General features: G+C 69.6%; 19 protein-coding genes. 10 read left to right on the forward strand and 9 right to left on the reverse strand.

Going from position 1 to position 22662, the window contains the following annotated elements; translation table 11 throughout:
• The first annotated feature begins 61 nt into the window (after window positions 1-61).
• A complete protein-coding gene (locus ACFYXH_RS11130) occupies window positions 62-1330 on the forward strand; it encodes an ATP-binding protein (RefSeq protein ID WP_389561784.1) in 1269 nt (422 codons plus the stop codon).
• 57 nt (window positions 1331-1387) lie between these two features.
• On the opposite strand, the gene ACFYXH_RS11135 is transcribed toward ACFYXH_RS11130, so the two are convergent.
• Window positions 1388-1894, reverse strand: coding sequence for a GtrA family protein (locus ACFYXH_RS11135; RefSeq protein WP_327323996.1), 507 nt, complete (start codon window positions 1892-1894; stop codon window positions 1388-1390).
• A 193-nt stretch (window positions 1895-2087) separates the two neighbouring features.
• On the opposite strand from ACFYXH_RS11135, the gene ACFYXH_RS11140 reads away from it, so the two are divergent.
• The 4 genes from ACFYXH_RS11140 to ACFYXH_RS11155 all read left to right on the forward strand — a co-directional run bounded on the left by ACFYXH_RS11140 (window position 2088) and on the right by ACFYXH_RS11155 (window position 6215).
• Window positions 2088-3206: a 5-(carboxyamino)imidazole ribonucleotide synthase gene (locus tag ACFYXH_RS11140; RefSeq protein WP_389561840.1), complete on the forward strand. Its 1119-nt coding sequence runs from the start codon at window positions 2088-2090 to the stop codon at window positions 3204-3206.
• The gene (gene purE / locus ACFYXH_RS11145; protein WP_389561785.1) at window positions 3203-3739 is read left to right on the forward strand and encodes a 5-(carboxyamino)imidazole ribonucleotide mutase; all 537 of its coding nucleotides are present in this window, start codon (window positions 3203-3205) and stop codon (window positions 3737-3739) included. Before ACFYXH_RS11140 ends, purE begins: the two co-directional genes overlap by 4 nt.
• Window positions 3740-3745: 6 nt before the next feature.
• Window positions 3746-4942, forward strand: a complete 1197-nt coding sequence (locus ACFYXH_RS11150) for a dipeptidase (protein ID WP_389561786.1) — start codon at window positions 3746-3748, stop codon at window positions 4940-4942.
• Window positions 4943-5069: 127 nt separating this feature from the next.
• Window positions 5070-6215 (forward strand): dipeptidase, encoded by a 1146-nt coding sequence (locus tag ACFYXH_RS11155; RefSeq protein WP_389561787.1) that lies wholly within the window; start codon window positions 5070-5072, stop codon window positions 6213-6215.
• A gap of 225 nt (window positions 6216-6440) precedes the next feature.
• On the opposite strand, the gene ACFYXH_RS11160 is transcribed toward ACFYXH_RS11155, so the two are convergent.
• Complete coding sequence (locus ACFYXH_RS11160) at window positions 6441-6803, reverse strand: VOC family protein (protein ID WP_389561788.1); 363 nt, start codon at window positions 6801-6803, stop codon at window positions 6441-6443.
• 88 nt (window positions 6804-6891) lie between these two features.
• Here ACFYXH_RS11160 and ACFYXH_RS11165 point away from each other — a divergent pair, with 88 nt between their 5' ends.
• Window positions 6892-7416, forward strand: coding sequence for a CGNR zinc finger domain-containing protein (locus ACFYXH_RS11165; protein WP_389561789.1), 525 nt, complete (start codon window positions 6892-6894; stop codon window positions 7414-7416).
• Between the two features lie 227 nt (window positions 7417-7643).
• Here the strand turns inward: ACFYXH_RS11165 and ACFYXH_RS11170 are convergent, their stop codons facing one another.
• Complete coding sequence (locus ACFYXH_RS11170) at window positions 7644-8987, reverse strand: UDP-glucose dehydrogenase family protein (protein ID WP_389561790.1); 1344 nt, start codon at window positions 8985-8987, stop codon at window positions 7644-7646.
• Window positions 8988-9153: 166 nt separating this feature from the next.
• Here ACFYXH_RS11170 and ACFYXH_RS11175 point away from each other — a divergent pair, with 166 nt between their 5' ends.
• Entirely contained in the window at window positions 9154-10311 is a 1158-nt protein-coding gene (locus tag ACFYXH_RS11175) for an acyl-CoA dehydrogenase (protein ID WP_389561791.1), read from the forward strand.
• Between the two features lie 155 nt (window positions 10312-10466).
• Here ACFYXH_RS11175 and ACFYXH_RS11180 read toward each other — a convergent pair whose 3' ends face one another.
• On the reverse strand, window positions 10467-11741 hold the full coding sequence (locus ACFYXH_RS11180) for an LCP family protein (RefSeq protein WP_389561792.1): 1275 nt from the start codon (window positions 11739-11741) through the stop codon (window positions 10467-10469).
• A gap of 107 nt (window positions 11742-11848) precedes the next feature.
• On the opposite strand from ACFYXH_RS11180, the gene ACFYXH_RS11185 reads away from it, so the two are divergent.
• Window positions 11849-12397, forward strand: coding sequence for an acyl-CoA thioesterase (locus tag ACFYXH_RS11185; protein ID WP_389561793.1), 549 nt, complete (start codon window positions 11849-11851; stop codon window positions 12395-12397).
• A 7-nt stretch (window positions 12398-12404) separates the two neighbouring features.
• On the opposite strand, the gene ACFYXH_RS11190 is transcribed toward ACFYXH_RS11185, so the two are convergent.
• Complete coding sequence (locus ACFYXH_RS11190) at window positions 12405-13772, reverse strand: LCP family protein (protein ID WP_389561841.1); 1368 nt, start codon at window positions 13770-13772, stop codon at window positions 12405-12407.
• A 277-nt stretch (window positions 13773-14049) separates the two neighbouring features.
• On the opposite strand from ACFYXH_RS11190, the gene ACFYXH_RS11195 reads away from it, so the two are divergent.
• Window positions 14050-15066: a glycosyltransferase family 2 protein gene (locus tag ACFYXH_RS11195; RefSeq protein WP_389561794.1), complete on the forward strand. Its 1017-nt coding sequence runs from the start codon at window positions 14050-14052 to the stop codon at window positions 15064-15066.
• Window positions 15067-15121: 55 nt separating this feature from the next.
• On the opposite strand, the gene ACFYXH_RS11200 is transcribed toward ACFYXH_RS11195, so the two are convergent.
• The 4 genes from ACFYXH_RS11200 to ACFYXH_RS11215 all read right to left on the reverse strand — a co-directional run bounded on the left by ACFYXH_RS11200 (window position 15122) and on the right by ACFYXH_RS11215 (window position 21193).
• Complete coding sequence (locus ACFYXH_RS11200) at window positions 15122-16849, reverse strand: LCP family protein (protein WP_389561795.1); 1728 nt, start codon at window positions 16847-16849, stop codon at window positions 15122-15124.
• A gap of 51 nt (window positions 16850-16900) precedes the next feature.
• Window positions 16901-18649: an LCP family protein gene (locus tag ACFYXH_RS11205; RefSeq protein ID WP_389561796.1), complete on the reverse strand. Its 1749-nt coding sequence runs from the start codon at window positions 18647-18649 to the stop codon at window positions 16901-16903.
• Between the two features lie 222 nt (window positions 18650-18871).
• Window positions 18872-20257: an LCP family protein gene (locus ACFYXH_RS11210; RefSeq protein ID WP_389561797.1), complete on the reverse strand. Its 1386-nt coding sequence runs from the start codon at window positions 20255-20257 to the stop codon at window positions 18872-18874.
• Between the two features lie 183 nt (window positions 20258-20440).
• Window positions 20441-21193, reverse strand: coding sequence for a TIGR03089 family protein (locus ACFYXH_RS11215; protein ID WP_389561798.1), 753 nt, complete (start codon window positions 21191-21193; stop codon window positions 20441-20443).
• 127 nt (window positions 21194-21320) lie between these two features.
• On the opposite strand from ACFYXH_RS11215, the gene ACFYXH_RS11220 reads away from it, so the two are divergent.
• Window positions 21321-22631 carry a peptidoglycan recognition protein gene (locus ACFYXH_RS11220; RefSeq protein ID WP_389561799.1) on the forward strand — a complete coding sequence of 437 codons (1311 nt, stop codon included), beginning with the start codon at window positions 21321-21323 and terminating at the stop codon, window positions 22629-22631.
• The last annotated feature ends 31 nt before the right edge of the window (window positions 22632-22662 follow it).

The following is a 22662-nucleotide window of genomic DNA, read 5'->3' on the forward strand; positions in this document are numbered from 1 at the left end:
CACGAGGCCTAGGCTGAAGTACGGGCACTCCCCGTACACCGCGTCCCGCCCGGAGGGCACTTTGCGCCGCCGCCTCATCAACTCCACGCTCGCCGTCGTGCTCGTCGTCATCGCCGTCTTCGGGGTCTCCCTCGTCCTCGTCGAGACCCGCACCATCAGCGCCAGCGCCCAGGAGAGCGTTGACTCCGAGGCCCTACGCCTCGTCAGCATCGTCGACAGCCGGCTCATCGGCGGCGAGCCCGTCAACCCGGACATCCTGGCCGAACAGAGCGGCGCCAAGCGGTACGCGCAGATCCAGATCCCCGGCCGCTCGCCCATCGAGATCGGCGAGCGCCCCTCCGGCAGCGTCATCCGCGGCGTCGCGCGCGGCGAGCGCGGCGAGTCCGTCACTGTCGAGGAATCCCGTTCCTCCGTCACCCGCGAGGTCGGCCGGACCCTGCTGATCATCGGCGCGGTGGCGCTGCTCGCGGTCGTCGCCGCCGTACTGCTCGCCGTACGTCAGGCGAACCGGCTCGGCTCGCCGCTCACCGACCTCGCCGAGACCGCCGAGCGCCTCGGCTCCGGCGACCCGCGCCCCCGCCACAAGCGCTACGGCGTCCCCGAGCTCGACCGGGTCGCCGACGTCCTCGACGCAAGTGCCGAGCGCATCGCGCGCATGCTCACCGCCGAGCGCCGGCTCGCCGCGGACGCCTCGCACCAGCTCCGTACGCCACTGACCGCGCTCTCCATGCGGCTGGAGGAGATCACCGTCGCCGAGGACCTCGAGACGGTGAAGGAGGAGGCGAGTATCGCGCTCGCCCAGGTGGAGCGGCTCACCGACGTGGTGGAGCGGCTGCTCACCAACTCCCGTGATCCGCGCACCGGTTCCGCCGTCGTCTTCGATCTGGACGAGGTCGTCAAGCAGCAGCTGGAGGAGTGGCGGCCGGCCTACCGCAGCGCGGGCCGGGCAATCGTCTGCTCGGGACGGCAGGGCATGCGCGCCGTCGGCACCCCGGGCGCGGTAGCCCAGGTCCTCGCCGCGCTGATCGAGAACTCCCTCATGCACGGCGGCGGCACCGTCGCCGTGCGCACTCGCGTCACCGGCAACCAGGCCGTCGTCGAGGTGACCGACGAGGGCCCCGGCGTACCGGCCGACCTCGGCGCGCGGATTTTCGAGCGGACCATCAGCGGCCGCAACTCCACCGGCATCGGACTGGCCGTGGCCCGCGATCTGGCGGAGGCGGACGGCGGACGGCTCGAGCTGCTCCAGCAGGATCCGCCGGTCTTTGCGCTCTTCCTGAGCCGGGTGCAGCGCGGCCGCCGGGACGAGCAGACGCCGATGGTCAGATAGCCGTCGGGCGGCCGTGGGACAGCCGGCGGGCGGTCCAGGCTCAGCGTGCGACCGGGCTCAGCGGGAGACCCGGTCGGGCTGCGGCGGCCGCTGCCCGAGGAAGGACTCCGCGGTCTGTACGGCCTCGCGCACCGGCAGCGCCCGGAACACCCAGGTGCGGTACGACCAGAAGCGGAACAGCGTCGCGATGCCGATACCGAGGAACTTGAACACATTGCTCTGGAGCGGACTGTCCCAGCCGAAGCCGTACGTCGCGGCGTAGAGCACCCCGCTCTGGATCACCAGCCCGACCAGGCTGAACAGGAAGAAGAGCGTCAGCTCCTTCGTCCTGCGGGTCTTGTCGCGGTCCCGGTAGGTGAAGTAGCGGAAGCCCACATAGTTGAAGGCGATCGCGACGACCGTGGCCACGATGCTCGCCCGTACCACAGGGAGGTCCGTGAGAGTCCGTACGAGATTGAAGACTCCCAGGTCCACCAGGAGCCCCACAGCACCAACCGCGCCGAACTTCGCGAACTCGCGCGTGAGCTGATCAAGCGGCACGCGCAGTGCGCTTCGTTCACTCATGGTGATCGCTCAGCCCCGTTCGGGTCGGTGTCGTCAACTCAGCCATGCTAACCACCACCCCCAGGAGTTGCCCGCGGACGTCTTCAACGGCGTGGCGGGACTGTGACGAGGGCGACGACGGACCGGGGCCGCGGGAGGCAGGGCGCACCGGGGCGGCGGATACCCTAAGAGGGTGACGTTCCCGGTAGTCGGCATGGTCGGCGGCGGTCAGCTCGCCCGTATGACCCACGAGGCGGGCATCCCCCTCGGCATCAGATTCAAGCTCCTCAGTGACACTCCGCAGGACTCGGCGGCCCAGGTGGTCAGCGAGGTCGTCATCGGCGACTATCGCGACCTGGACACGCTGCGTGAGTTCGCGCGGGGCTGCGACGTGATCACTTTCGATCACGAGCATGTCCCGATCGAGCACCTGCGGGCCCTGGAGGCGGACGGCATCCCCGTCCGGCCGGGGCCCGACGCCTTGGTGCACGCGCAGGACAAGGGCGTGATGCGCGCCAAGCTCGACGAGCTCGGCGCGCCCTGCCCGCGCCACCGCATCGTCGCGGACCCCGCCGATGTGTCGGCGTTCGCCGAGGAGGTGGGCGGCTTCCCCGTCATCCTCAAGACGGTGCGCGGCGGCTACGACGGCAAGGGCGTCTGGTTCGTCCGTACGCAGCACGAGGCCGAGGCCCCGTTCCGGGCCGGTGTCCCCGTCCTCGCGGAGGAGAAGGTCGACTTCACCCGCGAGCTCGCGGCGAACATCGTCCGCTCTCCGCACGGCCAGGCCGTCGCCTATCCCGTCGTTGAGTCCCAGCAGGTCGACGGCGTCTGCGACACGGTGATCGCGCCCGCGCCGAATCTGTCGGAGCCGCTCGCGGGCCAGGCCCAGGAGCTCGCCCTGCGGATCGCGAAGGACCTCGGCGTCGTCGGCCATCTCGCGGTCGAGCTCTTCGAGACGACCGACGGCCGCATCCTGGTCAACGAACTCGCCATGCGCCCGCACAACTCCGGCCACTGGACCCAGGACGGCGCGGTCACCTCGCAGTTCGCCAACCATGTCCGCGCCATTCTCGACCTCCCGCTCGGCGACCCGCGCCCGCGCGCCGGCTGGACGGTCATGTGCAATGTCCTGGGCGGCGACTTCCCCGACATGTACGCGGCCTATCTGCACTGCATGGCCCGCGACCCGCAGCTCAAGATCCATATGTATGGCAAGGACGTGAAGCCCGGCCGCAAGGTGGGGCACGTCAACACCTACGGCGACGACCTGGACGACGTGCTGGAGCGCGCCCGTCACGCAGCCGGCTATCTCAGAGGAACGATCACGGAATGACCAGCCCCGCAGCCAGCCCCCTCGTCGGCATCGTCATGGGCTCGGACTCCGACTGGCCCGTCATGGAAGCCGCCGCGCAGGCGCTCGAAGAGTTCGAGATCCCCTACGAGGTCGATGTCGTCTCCGCGCACCGGATGCCGCGCGAGATGATCGCGTACGGCGAGGCGGCCGACGGCCGCGGCCTCAAGGCGATCATCGCGGGCGCCGGGGGAGCGGCCCATCTGCCGGGCATGCTCGCCTCCGTCACCCCGCTGCCGGTGATCGGCGTGCCGGTGCCGCTGAAGTACCTCGACGGGATGGACTCCCTGCTCTCCATCGTGCAGATGCCGGCGGGCGTGCCCGTGGCCACCGTCTCCGTGGCCGGCGCCCGTAACGCCGGTCTGCTCGCGGCCCGCATCCTGGCCACGCAGGACAGCGAACTCCTCGCCCGTATGCGGGAGTTCCAGCAGGAGCTGAACGACCAGGCCACCGAGAAGGGCAAGCGGCTGCGCACCAAGGTCGAAGGTGCGGGCGCCTTCGGCTTCGGGAAGTAAGAGGCAATGGACTCAGCCACGGACTTCCTCACCGCGGCGCGCGAACTCCTCGCCGCCCACCCCGTCGTCGACGGCCACAACGACCTGCCCTGGGCGCTGCGCCAGCACGTCCGCTACGACCTGGACCGCCTCGACATCGCCGGCGACCAGACCGGCCGGCTGCACACCGACATCCCGCGGCTGCGCTCCGGCGGGGTCGGCGCGCAGTTCTGGTCCGTGTACGTACGCAGCGACATGGCCGGCGACGACGCGGTCAGCGCGACCCTCGAGCAGATCGACGGGGTGCGCCAGCTCCTTGAGCGCTATCCGGCGGACCTGGCCGCCGCGCTGAGCGCGGACGACATGGAGAAGGCGCGCGGCGAGGGCCGTATCGCCTCGCTCATGGGCGCCGAGGGCGGCCACTCCATCAACAACTCCCTCGCCACCCTGCGCGCTCTGTTCGCGCTGGGCGTGCGCTATATGACGCTCACCCACAACGACAACATCGCGTGGGCGGACTCGGCGACGGACGAGGTGGGCGTCGGCGGTCTGTCGGCCTTCGGCCATGAGGTCGTACGGGAGATGAACCGCATCGGCATGCTGGTCGACCTCTCGCACGTCGCCGTGTCGACGATGCGCGACGCGCTGGCCACCTCGGTCGCGCCGGTCGTCTTCTCGCACTCGTCGTCCCGGGCGATATGCGACCACGTGCGCAACATTCCCGACGACGTGCTGGCGCAGCTGCCCGACAACGGCGGTATCGCCATGGCGACGTTCGTACCGAAGTTCATCCTTCCGGCGGCCGTCGACTGGACACGGGCCGCGGACGAGAACATGCGCGCGCACGGCCTCCACCACCTGGAGACCACGCCGGAGGCCATGAAGGTCCACGAGGCCTTCGAGGCGGCGAACCCACGGCCGATGGCGACGGCTGCGACGGTCGCCGACCATCTCGACCACATGCGCGAGGTCGCCGGCATCGACCACATCGGCATCGGCGGCGACTTCGACGGCACGGCCTTCACCCCGGCCGGGCTCGAGGACGTCGCGGGCTACCCGAACCTGATCGCGGAGCTGCTGCGCCGCGGCTGGTCCGACGCCGACCTGGCGAAGCTCACCTGGCAGAACGCGGTGCGCACCCTGCGCGCGGCCGAAGACGTCGCCCGCGACCTGCAGCGGGGCCGCGGACCGTCCAACGCGACGATCGAGCAGCTCGACGGCTGAGTGCGGTGACGGGGGTACGGGGACGAGGCCCCGTACCCCCGAACGCACCACCCTGCCGTGAACCCTCGCCGCTCCCGTGCCACGGTGGCCGTACGGCAACCGCCGTCGAAGCTCGGAGCACCCAGACATGGCAGATCTCGAGGACGACCCCCATGCCGCCACCGCCGCGGTCGGCGATCTCGACGGCCTGGCCCCGCCCAGCAGAAGAGTGTCGGCCGAGCCGACCGAGCTCGCCGAGTCGGCAGAGCCGACCGATGTGGCAGAGCTCGCCGAGCCGACCGATGTGGCAGAGCCCGCCGGAAGCCTTGAGCGCGCTCGCGAACTCCTCGCCGCGCACCCCATAGCCGACGGTCACAGCGGACTGGCCCGCGCACTGAAATACGCGTCCGGGTACGGGTACGACATCGAACTGGGCGAGCGCGTGCTGGAGACCGACATACCGCGCCTGCGCGACGGGTGCGTCGGCGCGCAGTTCCTGTCCCTGCACGTGCCACCGGAACTGACCGGGGACCGAGCGCTGAGCGCCACCCTGGAACAGATCGACCTGGTCCGCTCCCTGGTGGCAGCCTGTCCCGAAGGCCTGCGCCTCGCGCTGAGCGCCGACGACATGGCCGACGCCCACAACTGCGGTCGCGTCGCCACCCTGCTCGGCCCGGTGTCGGGCCCGGCGCTGGGCGACTCGCTCGGCACGCTGCGGGCGTACCACGCACTCGGCGTCCGCAGCCTCACCCTCGCGGGCACCCGCTGGACGCAGGGCACCGGACTGACCCGCTTCGGCCAGGAGGTCGTCCGCGAGATGAACCGCCTCGGCGTTCTCGTCGACCTCGCCGGCTGCTCGACCGACACGATGCGCCGTGCGCTCGCGGTGGCCGGGGCTCCGGTCGTCATCTCGCACCACCCGGCACGGGTCCCGGACGATGTGCTGGGCCTGCTGCGCGACAATCACGGCGTGTGCATGGTCGCGTGCACCGCCACGACGATCCGCGAGACGGCGGACCGCCTGGACCACGTCCGCGAGGTGGCGGGCCCCGAGTCGGTCGCCCTCAGCGGCGCCTACGACACGGGAACCCCGCACGCCCCGGGACTGGGCGATGTGTCCTGCTTCCCCCGCGTGATCGCCGAACTCCTCGACCGAGACTGGCCGGAGCCGGATATCGAGGCCCTGACCTGGTCGAACGTGTCCCGGGTGCTACGCGACGCGGAGTTCCTGGCCCGCGCCACGCATCCACGCCGCCCGCCGTCGACGGCAACACTGCCGGCGCTGGACACCTGAACTCCGGCCGTGCGGGCCGCCCTGTGGCGGCGCGGTGAGCAGGCGCGGGGGCAGAAGGGGGGCCCGGCCGGATCCGCGCGGTCAGCAGGCGCAGAGGCAGAACGGATGCCCCGCCGGATCCGCGACCTCTCTTCCGAGGCCGTTCTCGCGCCGTTCGGCCCTGGGGGCCTCGCGGGCTTCGAGCGGCTGCGCCGGACTCCGTCCGTCGGTTCCCGTGGCTGCCCCTCAGCAGGCGCAGAGGCAGAACGGATGCCCCGCCGGATCCGCATACACGCGCCAGGAGCGGGTCCTGTCGTCCGCGTCCAGCACCGTCGCGCCCAGCGCCAGTACGCGCTTCTCCGCCGCGTCCAGGTCCTCCACCGTCAGATCCAGGTGGAACTGCTGCGAGCCGTCAGGAGCCGGCCACTTCGGCGGTACGAAGCCGGGCGCAGCCTGGAAGGCCAGCGGGGTGCCCGGGGCTTCCGCCAGGTCGACCCAGCCCTCGCCGTCGTCCTGGATCCGGCCGCCCAGCATCGCGGCGTAGAAACGGCCGAGTGCGACGGGGTCGGGACAGTCCAGAACGACGGTCCCCAGCGTGGCGATGGCCATGGTTTCCTCCTCGGTCGGTGTTACCTCTATATGCGAGCAACCGGTAACGGTTACCTGATGCTCTCGCATCGGAGGTAACGTCGCAACCATGAATGAGAAGGCGCCCGCACCAGGCGGCCTGGCGCTGGTCGAGGCCCTGGTGAACACGCTGGACGTCGAGACCGGCGCCGACGCTCTGGACACGACGGAGGGCCGTGCCGTCTTCGGTCTCGTCGAGCGGGACGTCCCCGCCGCCCGCGAACTGCGCGAGGCCCTGCGCGCCGCCTGCCTCGCCCACGCGGGCCACCGCGCACCGGACCGCTCGCCGGCGGCACTCGACGGCTTTCTGGCCGAGGCGCCGCTGCTGGTCACGGTGGCCGAGGACGGCACGGCCGCGCTCCGTCCGGCCACCCCGGACACGCTCGTCTCCCGTATCGCCGAGGCACTCGCGGCCGCGGCCGCCGACGGGACCTGGGCACGCCTCAAGGCGTGCGAGGCGGAGGACTGCCAGTGGGCGTACTACGACCGCAGCCCGGCGGGCCGCCGCCGCTGGTGCTCGATGTCGGTCTGCGGAGCCCGCGCCAAGATGCGCACATACCGGGCGCGCCGGTCGGTGCCGGACGCCTCGGCCTGATAACCCCCGAGGGCCGGCCCGACCGCGGTCACGACCGCGGTCACGACCGCTGTCATGACCGCGCGCAGAGCCGCCCCCTGCGAGCGCGCTGACCGCGCTGACCCCGCCGTCCGCGCACAGGGGGCCTGTACGCGGCGGCGTGCTGATCAGATCTGCGGCTGGCCATGACCGCGCGCAGCGGCCCACCCGCCATCGCCCCCACCCGCCATCGCCCCCGCCGCGCCCGCTCAGGCGCGCGGGCGGCCCATCGCCCGGTACGTCCAGCCCGCCTCGCGCCAGCGCGCGCCGTCCAGCGCGTTCCGCCCGTCCAGGATGATCCGGCTGGTCGCGACCTCGCCCAGCGCCGCCGCGTCCAGCTCGCGGAACTCGCGCCACTCCGTCAGGTGCAGCACCACGTCCGCGCCCCGCACCGCGTCCAGCGCCGAATCCGCGTAGCCCAGCGTCGGGAAGAGACGGCGCGCGTTCTCCATGCCCTTCGGGTCGTACACCGTCACCTGGCCGCCCTGCAGATGGATCTGGCCCGCCACATTCAGCGCCGGTGAATCCCGTACGTCGTCCGAGTCCGGTTTGAACGTCGCACCCAGCACGGCCACCCGCTTCCCCAGGAAGGAGTCACCGCCCACCGCGTCCCGCGCCAGTTCCACCATGTGGCCACGCCGCCGCATATTGATCGAGTCGACCTCCCGCAGGAAGGTCAGCGCCTGGTCGGCGCCCAGCTCACCGGCGCGCGCCATGAACGCACGGATGTCCTTCGGCAGACATCCGCCGCCGAAGCCGATCCCGGCCCGCAGGAACTTGGACCCGATCCGCTCGTCGTAACCGATCGCCTCGGCCAGCTTCACGACATCGCCGTCCGCGGCCTCGCACAACTCCGCCATGGCGTTGATGAACGAAATCTTCGTCGCGAGAAAGGAGTTCGCGGAGGTCTTCACCAGCTCGGCGGTCGGGAAGTCCATGACCACGAATGGCGACCCTTCGCCGACCGGCGTCGCGTACACCTCGCGCAGCAGCTTCTCCGCGCGCTCGCTCTCCACACCGACCACGATCCGGTCGGGGTGCAGCGTGTCCTGGACGGCGAAGCCCTCGCGCAGGAACTCCGGGTTCCACGCCAGCTCCGCGTCCACGCCCACCGGAGCCAGCTCGACGAGCAGCTCCGCCAGCCGGGCCGCGCTGCCGACCGGCACGGTCGACTTGCCGACGACCAGCGCCGGCCGCTTCAGCTGCGGCGCGAGAGAGGCGAAGGCACGGTCCACGTACGACATGTCGCAGGCGTACTCACCGTGCTTCTGCGGGGTGTTCACACAGACAAAATGAATGTCGCCGAACTCCCCGATCTCCTCCCAGGAGGTCGTGAAACGCAGCCGGCCGCTCGATCCCTCGATCCCGGCGACATGCTTGGCGAGCAGATCCTCGAGCCCCGGCTCGTACATGGGGACCTTGCCGGCCGAAAGCATCTCGATCTTCTCGGGAACGACATCGAGCCCGAGCACCTCGAAGCCCAACTCCGCCATGGCCGCGGCGTGCGTGGCGCCGAGATATCCGGTGCCGATCACGGTGATCTTGAGGGCCATGCGGTGCTCCAGTGAATTGCGGGCTCAGGTGCGCTGCCCGAGCATAACCGGGGGCCTCGCAGGGCAGGTTTGCCGCTGTCGCCAAGGTCACGTATGCCTAAGAGTGCCGAGCCCTCTAAAATTAGGTTACTTAACGGTAGTTAGCGTCACTGGGGAGTGAGAGACCTTGGCCGGATCGGCTGATTTCGACCTGTACCGCCCGTCCGAAGAGCACGACATGCTCCGCGACGCCATCCGTTCGCTCGCCGAGGCGAAGATCGCGCCGTTCGCCGCCGAGGTCGACGAGCAGGCCCGCTTCCCGCAGGAGGCTCTGGACGCGCTGGTCTCCGCCGATCTGCACGCGGTCCACGTCCCCGAGGAGTACGGCGGCGCCGGCGCCGACGCGCTGGCGACCGTGATCGTGATCGAGGAGGTGGCCCGCGTCTGCGCGTCCGCCTCCCTCATCCCGGCCGTGAACAAGCTCGGCTCCCTCCCCGTGATCCTCTCGGGTGACGAAGACCTCAAGAAGAAGTACCTGGGCCCGCTCGCCCAGGGCGACGGGATGTTCTCGTACTGCCTCTCCGAGCCGGACGCGGGCTCCGACGCCGCCGGTATGAAGACGAAGGCCGTACGCGACGGAGACTTCTGGGTCCTCAACGGCGTGAAGCGCTGGATCACCAACGCCGGCGTCTCCGAGTACTACACGGTGATGGCCGTCACCGACCCGACCAAGCGCTCCAAGGGCATCAGCGCCTTCGTCGTCGAGAAGTCGGACGAGGGTGTCTCCTTCGGCGCCCCGGAGAAGAAGCTCGGCATCAAGGGCTCCCCGACCCGCGAGGTCTACCTCGACAACGTCCGCATCCCCGCCGACCGCATGATCGGCGAGGAGGGCACGGGCTTCGCCACCGCGATGAAGACCCTGGACCACACCCGCATCACGATCGCGGCCCAGGCCCTCGGCATCGCCCAGGGCGCCCTCGACTACGCCAAGGGCTATGTCCAGGAGCGCAAGCAGTTCGGTAAGCCGATCGCCGACTTCCAGGGCATCCAGTTCATGCTCGCCGACATGGCCATGAAGCTCGAGGCCGCCCGCCAGCTCACCTACTCCGCGGCCGCCAAGTCGCAGCGCGTCGACGGCGACCTGACCTTCTTCGGCGCGGCGGCGAAGTGCTTCGCCTCCGACGTGGCGATGGAGGTCACCACGGACGCCGTCCAGCTGCTCGGCGGCTACGGCTACACGCGTGACTACCCGGTGGAGCGGATGATGCGCGACGCCAAAATCACGCAGATTTATGAAGGTACGAATCAAGTGCAGCGGATCGTCATGGCAAGGAACCTGCCGTAGCCGGCACGCGTAGGTAGGTAAGAGGCACCCTCCGGGGTGCCTCTTTCGTTGCGCCCCGTCCGGTTGCCAGACCTCTCCTGAGCGGTCGGGGCCCGGAGCACACGAGAGGGCCCGGACGGCGATCCGTCCGGGCCCTCTCCCGTACCGCTCAAGCGTCAGCGGTCCGAGGTGACCGTGACCTTCTCGTCGTTCTTCAGCTGCTGCACCAGTTGCTTCACCTTGGCCTTGTCCCAGACCAGGTTCCCGTTCGTGCTGCCCGAGATCGGCATGTTCATGGACTTGCCCTCGCCGCCGGTGACGCCCTTCATCGCGAAGAACATCTGTCCCAGCGACCACAGGGACATGTCCTTGTCGACGATGAGCGTGTCCAGGCCCGCGCCCATCGTCGGGTAGAGCTTGAACGGGTTGAGGATCGTGCCCGGCGTCGCCGTCTGGCTCGCCAGGGCCGCGAGGAACTTCTGCTGGTTCTTCGTACGGTCCAGGTCGCTGCCCGCGAATGCGTACCGCGTCCGTACGAACGCCAGCGACTGCTCGCCGTCGAGCGTCTGCTTGCCCGCCTGGAAGTCCGCGCCCGAGTTCTTGTCCTTGAAGGCCTTCGGGATGTCGATCTCGACACCGCCGATTGCGTCCACGATGTTCGCGAAGCCCGCGAAGCCGATCTCGACGTAGTGGTCGATGCGCAGGCCCGTGTTGTGCTCGACCGTGCGGACCAGCAGCTCCGGGCCGTCCTCCGCGTACGCGGCGTTCAGCTTGGTGTGCCGGCCCTTCGCCGGGAAGAGCTTGCCCGACTGCGAGCCCTTGAAGGACGGTATCTCCACGTCCGAGTCGCGCGGCAGCGAGATCAGCGTGGGGCCGTTCGAGCCGTCGTGCAGGATCATCATCGAGTCGGTCCGCTTGCCTTCGGCCGAGCCCGTGTGGAGCTTCTTCTTCTCGTCGGCGGACATGCCCTCACGGCTGTCGGAACCCACGATCAGATAGTTCGTGCCCTCGCCGCCGCCCGGCCGCTCGATGACCTTGGAGAGGTCGACCTCGCGCTTGAGCTTGGAGTCGGCCCAGAAGTACGTGCCGATGGAGACCGCGAGCAGCAGCACGACCAGCGTCAGCGAACCGATCTTGAGCCGACGGCGCCAGTCCGGGGCCGCGCCCGGGCGCGGCGGGTAGCTCTGCGGGGGAGCGCCGTTGTCGCCGCCCCGGCCGCCGCCTCCGTAGACCTGACCCGTGTTGTAGCCGCTGTCGTACGCCTGCTGGTCATAGCCTTCGTCGTACCCGCGCGACTGCGGGGGGACCCCGCCGTGCTGCGGTGCGGCCGGGCGCTGGACATGGCGCATCACCCGCGCGCCTTCGGGCTGCGGGCCTGCGCTGCCGCGGCCGTAGCCGGCTGCGTTGCCGTTGCCGCGGTCGTCGGACCATCCATCGGGCCAGTCATTCATGCGGACCAGTGTGCAGGGAGAGCCCCCGTCCCCCACAAGGAGGGTGAGGAATCGCACCAGGGCTGTTGCGAAGCTGATGCAATGTGGCCCGGCATATGGTGGGCGGCATGACAGATCAGGCCCAGCGCCCGGAGCCAGAGATACCGGGCAAGCCCACCGCAGCTTCCCGTACCACCCTGAGCCACATCATGACCGGCAGTGACACCAATCTCCTCGGCACGGTGCACGGCGGCGTGATCATGAAGCTGGTGGACGACGCGGCTGGCGCGGTCGCCGGCCGCCACTCCGGCGGGCCTGCGGTCACCGCCTCCATGGACGAGATGGTCTTCCTGGAGCCGGTCAGGGTCGGTGATCTGGTCCATGTGAAGGCCCAGGTCAATTGGACAGGGCGGTCCTCGATGGAGGTCGGCGTACGGGTCCTGGCCGAGCGCTGGAACGAGTCGACCCCGGCGCAGCAGGTCGGCAGCGCCTATCTCGTCTTCGCGGCCGTCGACGGCGACGGCAAGCCCCGTCGCGTACCGTCCGTGATCCCCGTGACCGAGCGCGACCGGCGGCGCTACCAGGAGGCGCAGATCCGCCGTACGCACCGGCTCGCCCGGCGCCGCGCGATCAAGGAGCTGCGGGAGAAGCGCGCCGCCGAGGGCATCGAGGACTGACCGGCTCTCACGGGCAGACGACCTGGTCACCGGTGACCGTGCCGAACCCGCCCCGGGGCACCTCCTCCGCCCGCACCGGCGTGACCCCCTTGTAGTCCCGCCCCGCCGTCACCTTCATCGTCGGCCCCTGCCTCCTGGCCGCCCGCAGCTCGCACCCCGGCAGCGCGGCCGCGAGCGACCTCGCCGAGCGGTCCCAGCGTGGGTCGTATGTCACATAGGTGCGGCGCACCTCGCGGCTGCTGCCGTTCAGCGGGGTGCGGGTGGTGTTGAAGCCGGTGGAGCGCAGGGCCGCGTCGACCTGCTTGCCGAGCCCGTCGGTGTGCGTGCCGTTGAAGATCTGCACCCGGATCTGCTGCGGCGGCACATCGACCAGCGTCACCTTCCGCGTCTTCGGCCGGCGCGGGGCGAGCGGCTTGTCCTCGCGCAGCGTCTGGAAGAGCTTTTTCGACTTCGCGTCGTCCCACTTCACCGTGGAGCCGATGCCCTTGACCGGATTTCTGGTGTCGGCGAGCGGTACGGACGTGAACTCCGACGAGGCGGGCGTGAAGCCGCGCATCGCCTTGCCGAGCGCGAGCATCTCATCCGAGCCGAAGCCCCGGTCGGCCCGTACGGAGTTCAGCATCGTCGAGGCGACATCCCGGAACTTGACCGGGTTCAGCAGGACGCCGCTGCTGCTCGCCTGGTGGATGAGAGCCGCGAGGAAGCGCTGCTGGCGCTGCATCCGGCCCAGGTCCGCCGCCCCGTCGACATAGCGCGAGCGCACATACTGCAGTGCCTGACCGCCGGTGAGCCTGTGCGTGCCGACGCCGAGGTCCAGACCGGTGTGCGAGTCCTTCAGCGGCCGGGCGTTGCAGATCTCCACCCCGCCCAGCGTGTCCACCGTCTTCATGAAGCTGGTGAAGTCGACCTCCAGATAATGGTCGATCTTCACCTTGGTCATGTTCTCGACGGTCCGCACCGTCAGGTTCGGCCCGCCTTCCGAGTACGCCGCGTTGAGCTTCAGCGGGTGCGGCTGATGGTGCTTGCCGGTAGTGGCGTCGGTGTGCTCGGGGATCTGCGTGTAGGTGTCCCGCGGCAGGCTCACCACACTCGCGCGCTCCCGGTCCGCCGAGATGTGCACGAGCATGATCGTGTCGGTGCAGCGGCAGGGCGCGCCGCCCAGACGGTACTTCCGCTTCTCCTCGCGTGTGATTTTGTCGCGCCCGTCGGTGCCGACGACGAGCAGATTCATGCCGTGGCCCGGATCGGGCCGGTTTTTCATGTCCCTGAACGGGTCGACGCGGCTGATACCGGTGGTGTCCAGACTCGTCACCACCGCATGCCCGATGCCGCCCGCGGCCAGCACCAGGACCGAGAGCGACGTCGCCACCCGCATTCCCCAGCGGGGCCGCACGGCCGGCCGTCTGCTCCCGGCCGGCTGTCTGCTCCCGGCCGCCCGCCCGCTCGCGACCGGCTGTCTGCTCCCGGCCGGACGTCTGGTCCTGGGCTGGGCGGCCGGCCGCGGACGGCTGGAGCGGGGCGGCGTGGGCACGTGGGAAACCTCCGCGGGTGACAGGGATCGCGAGCACCGTAGGCCCATACGATCTGCGACAACGGGCAGCGACCCGGCCGCCGCGCGTCCGTGTCCCCCGTTCGCGGTAACGTGGCGACCGATGAACGCCACACCCGCTGTCTCCGTGATCATGCCGGTCCTCAACGAGGAGCGGCATCTGCGTAACTCCGTCCGTCATATCCTCGAGCAGGAGTACGACGGCGAGATGGAGGTGGTGATCGCGCTCGGGCCGTCCACGGACCGCACCGACGAGATCGCCGCCGAGCTCGTACGGGAGGACCCCCGCGTCCACACCGTCCCGAACCCCACCGGCCGCACCCCGGCCGCGCTGAATGCCGCCATCAAGGCATCGCGCCACCCGATCGTGGTACGGGTCGACGGTCACGGCATGCTGTCGGCCAACTACATCGCCACCGCCGTCCGGCTCCTGGAGGAGACCGGCGCGCAGAACGTCGGCGGCATCATGCACGCCGAGGGCGAGAACGACTGGGAGCACGCGGTCGCCGCCGCCATGACCTCGAAGATAGGTGTCGGCAACGCGGCCTTTCACACCGGCGGCGCGGCAGCCCCGGCCGAAACCGTGTATCTGGGTGTCTTCCGGCGCGAGGCGCTGGAGCAACAGGGCGGCTACAACGAGGAGTTCATCCGGGCCCAGGACTGGGAGCTGAACTTCCGTATCCGCGAGGCGGGCGGCCTCATCTGGTTCTCGCCGGAGCTCAAGGTCCAGTACCGGCCGCGGCCCTCTGTGAAGGCGCTCGCCAAGCAGTACAAGGACTACGGCCGCTGGCGCCATGTCGTCGCCCGCTACCACTCCGGCTCCATCAACCTCCGCTACCTCGCCCCGCCGACCGCCGTCTGCGCGATCGCCGCGGGCCTCGTGGCCGGTGTGACCCTCACCGCATGGGGCTTTGTGGTGCCGGTCGGCTATCTGGCCGCGATCGCAGCCGGATCCGTACCCGCGGGCCGGGGCCTGCCGCTGAAGGCGCGACTGCAGATCCCCGTCGCGCTGGCCACGATGCACATGTCGTGGGGGTACGGCTTCCTGACCAGCCCGCGCTCGCTGGCGCGGAAGGTCATCGCGAGCCGCCGCCCGGCCGTGCGGACGGCCTCCGCCTGATACGCAGGAAGGGCCCCGGGTACGCATCGCGTGCCCGGGGCCCTTCGCGTACGACCTACCAGGTGAAGCCGGCCTGCACGGGCATGCACGCCGTCTTGTCCTCGCCGTTCAGGGCCTTCGCCGACGTCGGCGTCTTGTTGTCCTGCTGTCCCGCCGACTTCGGGTAGGCGTCGCCCCGACGCCAGTCCGCGCCGACGGTCAGGGTGATGCCGCTGACCTCGGTCGACTTCTTCACCGAAGTCAGCGGAATCCCGAGGGACTTGGCGACCGCCTGCGCATCGCCCTCCAGCTCGGCGTTGGAGAAGCGGATGATCGTTTTCTTCTGCGGGTTGGTCGTGCTGTCGGCCTTGGCCAGGGCGTACCCCTTGCCGGTCAGGACCCCGGCGACCGCCGTCGCACGGCGCTTCTCGGCTATCTGCCCGTCGCCCCCGGTGCCGTTCTGCACCATCACCGCGATCTCACCGGGCGTCGCCGCCGGGTCCTTGGACACGGCCGGGGTGGTGGTCGGCCGCTTCTTCGGGGCCTTGCCGTCCAGCGGAATGTCCTCGCGGACCATCCGGAACAGCTGCTCGGCGTCGCCGGGCTGGGGCTCGACCTTCCCCTCGTGGCGCGTGGAGTAGAAGTTCGGCATCGTGGTCATGGTGATCCGGCCGGTGGGAACGCTCTTGAGCTCCTCGCCCAGGTCGTACAGGTCCTTGACGGTGTTGATGCCCTTGTCGACGGTGAGCGCGTCGATGGCGGCCTCGGCGAGGTTGCGCAGCTTGGCCGGGTCGGTGAGCTTGGTGTTCTTGCGCAGCTCCCGGACCATCGAGTTCATGTACATGTGCTGCGCGCGGGTGCGGGCGAGGTCGGTGCCGTCGTCGAAGCCGTAGCGCGTACGCAGCCATTGCAGGGCCTGCTCGCCCTTGACCGGGTGTGTGCCCGCCTCCAGTTTGAGGCCGGAGCCCTGGCCCTTCTTGTTGCGCGAGTAGACGTTCTTCTCGACGCAGACCGGGACGCCGCCGATGGCGTCGGCCATGGAGACCACACCCGCGAAGTCGATCATCATGAAGTGGTCGATGGTGATGCCCGTGAGCTCGTACCAGGTGGCCACCGTGCAGCCGGGTCCGCCGCGGCCCAGCGACTCGTTGGTCGGCGCCTCTGTGGTGGCGCGGTACGTCTTGCCGGTGTCGGGGTCCTTGCACTCCGGGATCTTCAGCACGGTGTCGCGCGGCATGCTGATCACCGAAATGTTGCTGCGGTCGGCCGAGACGTGCACCAGCATCTGTACGTCCGCCAGCGGCACGCCGTTGAACGTCTCCTTGGCGCCGCCGAGCTCCTGGTTCTTCTTGGAGTTCCGCGCGTCCGAGCCGATCAGCAGGATGTTCAGCGGCGTCTGACCCGCGGCGTTGGCCTGGTGCTCGCGCATCTTGCCGCCGAGGTTCAGGTCGTCCTTCTTGAGCTTGCTGTTGAGGTGCTCGTAGTACAGATAACCGGCCCCGGCCGTGCCGAGTATCAGCAGTGACACCACGGCCGCGACCCAGCGCAGTATCCGGCGCTTGCCGCCCTTTCCGCGCCGTCTCGGGCCACCGCGCCGGTGGCCGCTCTCAGCGCCGCCGCCGTCCTCCGCTGTCGCGGTGTCGTCGCCGGCCGGCCGGTCATGCCGGTCCTGGCGACCGATCGTGCCTGTGCGGCCCTTGGGAGCCTCGCCCCCCTCGCCGTACAGGCTGTCGTCCCATCCCAGCTCACGGGCCTGCCGGACGCGGTCTCGCGTCCCCTCCCCCCGCACCCTGTTCTGTCCCACCCCGGGTCCCCCCTGTCGTTCAGGCTCTCCCCATGACCCGGTGTTCCGGCGTCATTTGGCACATACCTGTTTGTCTGCTTCGACCTTCTGCACACCCTCCGGCGCCTTGGCCGGTCCGGTGATGGGCACCCCTGCGCCCTTGTAATCCGCGCCGAGGGTCAGCGTCATCGCCTCACGCCCCACGGCGTCCTTCGTGCCCGGCTTCAGAGCCTCGGCCGGCAGACCCATCAGGTCCGCGAGCTTGCGGGCCTGGTCGGCCTGGTTCGGTGCGTACGTCAGCGTCGTCCTGGCGAGCTGCTGCGGGGCGTTGCCCTCATTGCTCGATTTCAGTACGCCTTCCTCGTTCTGCAGCCAGGTGAGGGTCGCCAGTGCCGCACCCTGCGTCTCGCTGCCGTTGAAGACCGCGACGCGTACCTCGGAGGCGGCCGCCCTGGACCCCTTGAGCAGGGTCTGCTGCTTGTTCTTGGCGTCCTGCTCCTTCTGCTTCACCTCGGTGAGCGAGGTGTCGTTCTGCATCATCGAGAACAGCGGCTTGGCCTTGGCCTCGTTGAGCAGCACGGTCGCGCCGTCGGTGTTGTCGACCACCGGCACGGTGGCGAACGTGATGTTCTTCGGATTCACCTTCGAGAGCTCCATACCGAGATCCCGGAGCCTCGAGATCTTTCCTATCCCGCTGTCGACCGTGAGTGCCTTGGTGGCGGCCTCGGCCAGGTCCCACATCTTGGTGGGGCTGGAGAGGGTGTCGCTGGACTTCATCTTCCGGATCAGTGAGCTCAGGAACTGCTGCTGGATCTCGATCCGGCTCAGGTCGCCGCCGAAGCCCACCGAGTGACGCGTACGGACGAAGGCAAGCGCCTGCTCACCTTCGAGGACGTGCTTGCCCGCCGGCAGGTTGAGCTTGGAGTCCTTGTCATGGATGTCCTTGGCGAGACAGACCTCGACGCCACCGACGGCTGTCGTCATCGACTTCACCGCGTTGAAGTCGGCCATCATGAAGTGGTCGACGGTCAGCCCGGTGAGCTCCTTGACCGTACGCATGGTGCAGCCGGGGTCGCGGCCCTCCTGGCCGAGGCTCTCGTTGAACCGGGTCTTGCGCGTACCGCCTATGACCTTGGTGCCGTCCGCGGTCTTGGTCTCGCAGTCCGGGATGTCGGTGATCAGGTCACGCGGGATGGACAGCGCGGTCGCGTTGGTCCGGTCCTTGGAGACATGGAAGAGGATCGAGGTGTCGGCGTGGCCGACGCTGTTCTTGTCGCCGTAGCCGTCATTGCCCTTGCCGGACCGCTTGTCCGTGCCGATCACCAGGATGTTGACGGCCTGGTCCTTCTTGAAGCCGCCACTGCCCGCGCCCGCGACGTCGACCGTGTTCAGGTTCGAGTCGAAGTGCTGGTAGACGAGGTACGCACCGACGGAGCCGGCGACGACGATGAAGGCCATCACGCCGCCTGTCCACAGCAGCGCCTTCTTCTTGCGCGACTTGGGCTGCTTGCGCTTGCGCCGGCCCGCCGTGGGCGGTGTCGTACCGCCGGAGGCGTTGCCCGCGCGGCGCGAGCGCTGGCCCGGGACCTGACGGCCCGGTGCCTCGCGGCCCGGAGTCTCCCTGCCCGGCGTCTCGCCCGGCGCGACGGGACTGCGGCGCGTCGAACTTCGCGGGGCCGGGGTCCTGGGAGCCGTGGTTCTCGCGGCCGATGACTGCGGTCCGGATTGATCCAGTCGCAGTTCGTAATTGCCGGTCTGCGGGTTGAGTACCCACTGGTCGGCGGGGTCGATCTCGTCCCGCCCACGGCTTTGCGCATCCACGGTTTCTTGAGTCCTCCGTCGGTGCCACGCGAGGCGCCTCCCCCGAAGGGCGCTCGGTCTTTCGATCCAGCAGGTGCGCGACCCAGGGTCGGTAGCACCAGGTCGCGTCACACTATCCGCCCAGTTCAGCGTCGAGCGACGCTCGTGACAAATTCCACGCCCCTTACAAGAGGGCATTCCGCCCAATCGTCATGGACTGCCGACTCCGGCTTGGTCATCGCTTTACTCACACATGCCCACAGCGGCATTCGTGCCGGAGAAAGTCGGCGTCGGTGTCGGGCCCCCGGCTGCGCTGTCGTCGGGCTTCTCGTCGGTCCCGGCCGTGGGCCGCTGCGACGCCTTTTCGGATTCCCCGCTCTTGCCCTCGTCCCCGGACTTCCCCTTGCCCCCGGAGACGACCGTGACGGGCGTGTCTTCCCGGAGCCGCTTGAAGAGCTGGGCGGCCTCGGACTCGATGAGCTCGTCGCGGTTCGGGTCGGCGCTGTACGGCTGCCGCGGAACCGTCAGGAACTGCACCTTTTCCGTCGGAATGTTACGAATCGAGCGGGTCAGGTTGTACAGATCCTTGAGCGAGTCAAGACCAGGATCAGTGGTCAGCGACTTGGTCGCCGCGTCCAGTACCGGGTAGAGCCGGATCGGATTCAGCAGTACGCCGTTGCTCTGCACCTTCTTCACCAGCGCACCGAGGAACTGCTGCTGGCGGTCCATACGTTCGGTGTCGCTGCCGTTGCCGATGGACTTGCGGGCCCGTACGAAACCGAGGGCCTGCTCGCCGTTGAGCAACTGCTTGCCCGCGCGAAGCCTGAGGTGCGCGTCGGCGTCGTCGATCGGGTCCTTGAGGCAGACCTCGACCCCGTGCACGGCGTTGACCATGTCCTTGAAGCCGCTGAAGTCGACCACCATGTGGTGGTCGATGCGGATACCGGTGAAGCGCTCGACGGTACGGATCGTGCAGGCCGTACCGCCGAACTCGAAAGCCCAGTTGAACTGCGAGAACTGCTCTTTCGTGCGGGTCCCGTCGGGCTTGTGGCAGCTCGGGATGGTCACCATCAGGTCGCGCGGGATGGACATCGCCGTCGCGCTCTGCCGGTCCGCGGCGATATGCAGCAGGATCGTGGTGTCGGAGCGCTGGCTGCCGCCGTCGTCGCGGCCGTACTTGCTGTTGCCCTCGCCGGAGCGGGTGTCCGAGCCGAGCAGCAGGATGTTCTGCGCGTTGTGCGCGAGGGACGCCGGGCGCTCCTTCTCGTATGACTCGAGCTCGGCGGCGGCGGTGCTGTCCGTGGTGATGTTGGCGTCGAGCTTGCGGTAGAACCACCAGCCGACGCCGGCCGCGGCGAGTACGACGACGGAGGTGCCGAGGGCGGTCCAACGCAGCCAGTGGCGCTTGTGGTTGGCGGTTTCAGCAGCGGTGCCGTCGGTCGTGCCGTCGGTGCCGGACGTCTGTCCGTCGGTGGCGGACACCGTGGCGGAGGCCTCGTCCCGCGGCGCGCCGGCCGCACCGGCTTCGCCCTTCGGGACCTCGTCCGCCCCGTGCCCGGGCGTTCCGGCGGCCGGCTCGTCGTCGGCCGGCCTGTCCGGTTCGGCGGGCGTGCCAGCACTCTCCGTCACGTCTGCGTCCATCCTTCACGGCGTCGGCGGCGCGCTGGGTCGCCGATCGCAGGACTAGACGGCCGAACCTCACGCTTGGTTGTCTTTTTAAGCACGGGTATCGCCGATCATGTACCGGAGTTGACGCTGAGGCCCGGGGGCTCGGCCCGTGTGTGCGCCACACGAGTGGACTTCAGAGGCTTGTCATACGGCGGTGTTGGTGACGCGCTCGCTCTCGATCCGCTTCTCGAGGCTCTCTTGGGACAACTCGCCGAGATGGCGGCACAGCACCACCGACCCGCCGGCCGCGAGCGGCGCGAACAGCCCGGCCGACAGCCCCTCCCAGGAGTCGTACGCGCGTCCCGTCAGCAGTCGCGAGCCGGGCGAAAGTCCCAAGTCGGCCGCGTCAGCGCGGGCCCGCTCGACCAGCTGTACGCCCGTCAGCTCCAAGCCGCCGACGGCGAGCGCGGGCGCGGCCGGGTCCACCGGCGCGTACGGAGCGAAACGGTCGCCCTGCCCCGGCACCTCCACCGCGTAGTCGGCGAAGCCCGCCGGCGGCTGCGGGAAACGGCCCCCCAGCGGCCGCAGCGCGAGAGCGACCCGCTCCCCGGAACAGGCCCGCGCCGCCTCCAGCGTGTCCGGTCCGCTGACGACGAGATCGGCGTCCGCCGGGTCGCCGCCCACCTCCACGGTCACCCCGACCGAGGAGCAGGCGAGCAGCCAGACCGCGCTCTGCCAGTGCGCGGGAAGCAGCAGCGCGAGCCGGTCGCCGGGCGCGGCGGCAAGATCGCCCTGGAGCAGATTCGCCGTTTTGGCCACCCAATTGGCGAAGGTGGCCACGGACAATTCGACGCGCTCACCGGTGGCGTCGTCGTAGAAGGTGACCAAGGGGCGCGCCGGGTCCGCGGCGAGCGCGGATCGCAGCAGGTCGGCGGGGGTACGGTCGCTGGCGTTCACGCGCGCAAGCGTACGCGGCACGGTGACTGGACAGGCCGCCGTACCGGTGATGCGTACACCGGTCGGACCGCTGCACCGTCAGTTCCTTGGGGAGCGGAGTCGGCGACCCCGGCTCAGGATCGAACCCATGCGTGGATTCCTAGCTTTTTCGATCGGTATCGCGTGCACCGCCGCGCTCGTACTCCCGCTCTCGCTGCCCGCCGGCGCTGCCGCCGTGGCGCCCCGGGCGCCTGATGTGCCCGGCTCCACCCAGTCCCTGCCGCTCGCAGCCATCGGGGCGAAGGCATCGGAGCGGTCCCTCGGGCCCGCGGCGGAACAGGGTCTGACCGAACGTGAGGTCAGACCGTTCTCCCTGCTCGGCGTCGTCTGGGACGACGTGAACGCCGAACTGCACGGCACCGTCCAGGTCCGCACCAGGGCCGTCGGCTCCGGCGCGTGGTCCGGCTGGCAGGGCGTGGAGACCCACAACGCCGAGCATCGCGCGGATCCCGGCACCCGGGAGAGCGAATGGGGGAGGGCCCGCGGCGCCACGGCCCCGCTCTGGGTCGGGGCGTCGGACGGCGTCGAGGTACGCATACGCGCGGAGGCGGCGGATCCGTGGCCGCTGCCCGAAGGTTTGAGCCTCGAACTCGTCGACCCCGGCGAGGAGTCGGCAGCCGACGAGGCGCCGCCGACGGACGACGAGCGGGCCGACGACGAGCCGACGTCGGCGGAGGATGAGGATGTGCTCCCGGCGCTTTCCGTGGCGGAGACGGAAGCGCAGGCCGTGGCACAGGCCGAAGAGGACGCGACAGCGGCCGGGACGGTCGGCGCCGCGGAGTTGAGTCCTTTCATCGGACCGCGCCCGCGCATCATTACGCGCAAGGGGTGGGGTGCGAGCGAGTCGCTGCGCGAACCGGGCTTCGTCTACACAAATTCTGTGAAGGTCGCCTTCGTGCACCACACCGCCACAGGCAACAGCTATACCTGCGAGCAGGCACCCTCCGTCCTGCGCAGTATCTACCGCTACCACGTAGTGAGCAGTGGCTGGCGCGACTTCGGCTACAACTTCGCCGTCGACAAGTGCGGAAACATCTACGAAGGGCGCGCGGGAGGCGTGGCCAAACCGGTCCTCGGCGCGCACACCCTGGGATTTAACACGAACAGCATGGGTATCGCCGTGCTCGGCACGTACAGTCTGTCCACCCCGCCCGCGGTCGCGGTGGACGCCATCGCGCAGCTGACCGCCTGGAAGCTCGGACTGTACGGAATCGACCCGCGTGGCAAGTCGGTGCTGACGTCAGGAGGGAGCGGCAAGTATGAGCAGGGCAAGAACGTCAGTTTCAACGTCATCTCCGGGCACCGGGACGGATTCTTCACGGAATGTCCGGGAAGTCATCTCTACGCCAGGCTAGGCACGGCCCGGACTTCCTCGGCCACGCTGCAGGGCCGGACCTGACGGGGAAAGCACCGACGAACTGCATACACTG

The sequence above is a fragment of the Streptomyces sp. NPDC002730 genome (assembly GCF_042888805.1).
Lineage (GTDB): Bacteria > Actinomycetota > Actinomycetes > Streptomycetales > Streptomycetaceae > Streptomyces.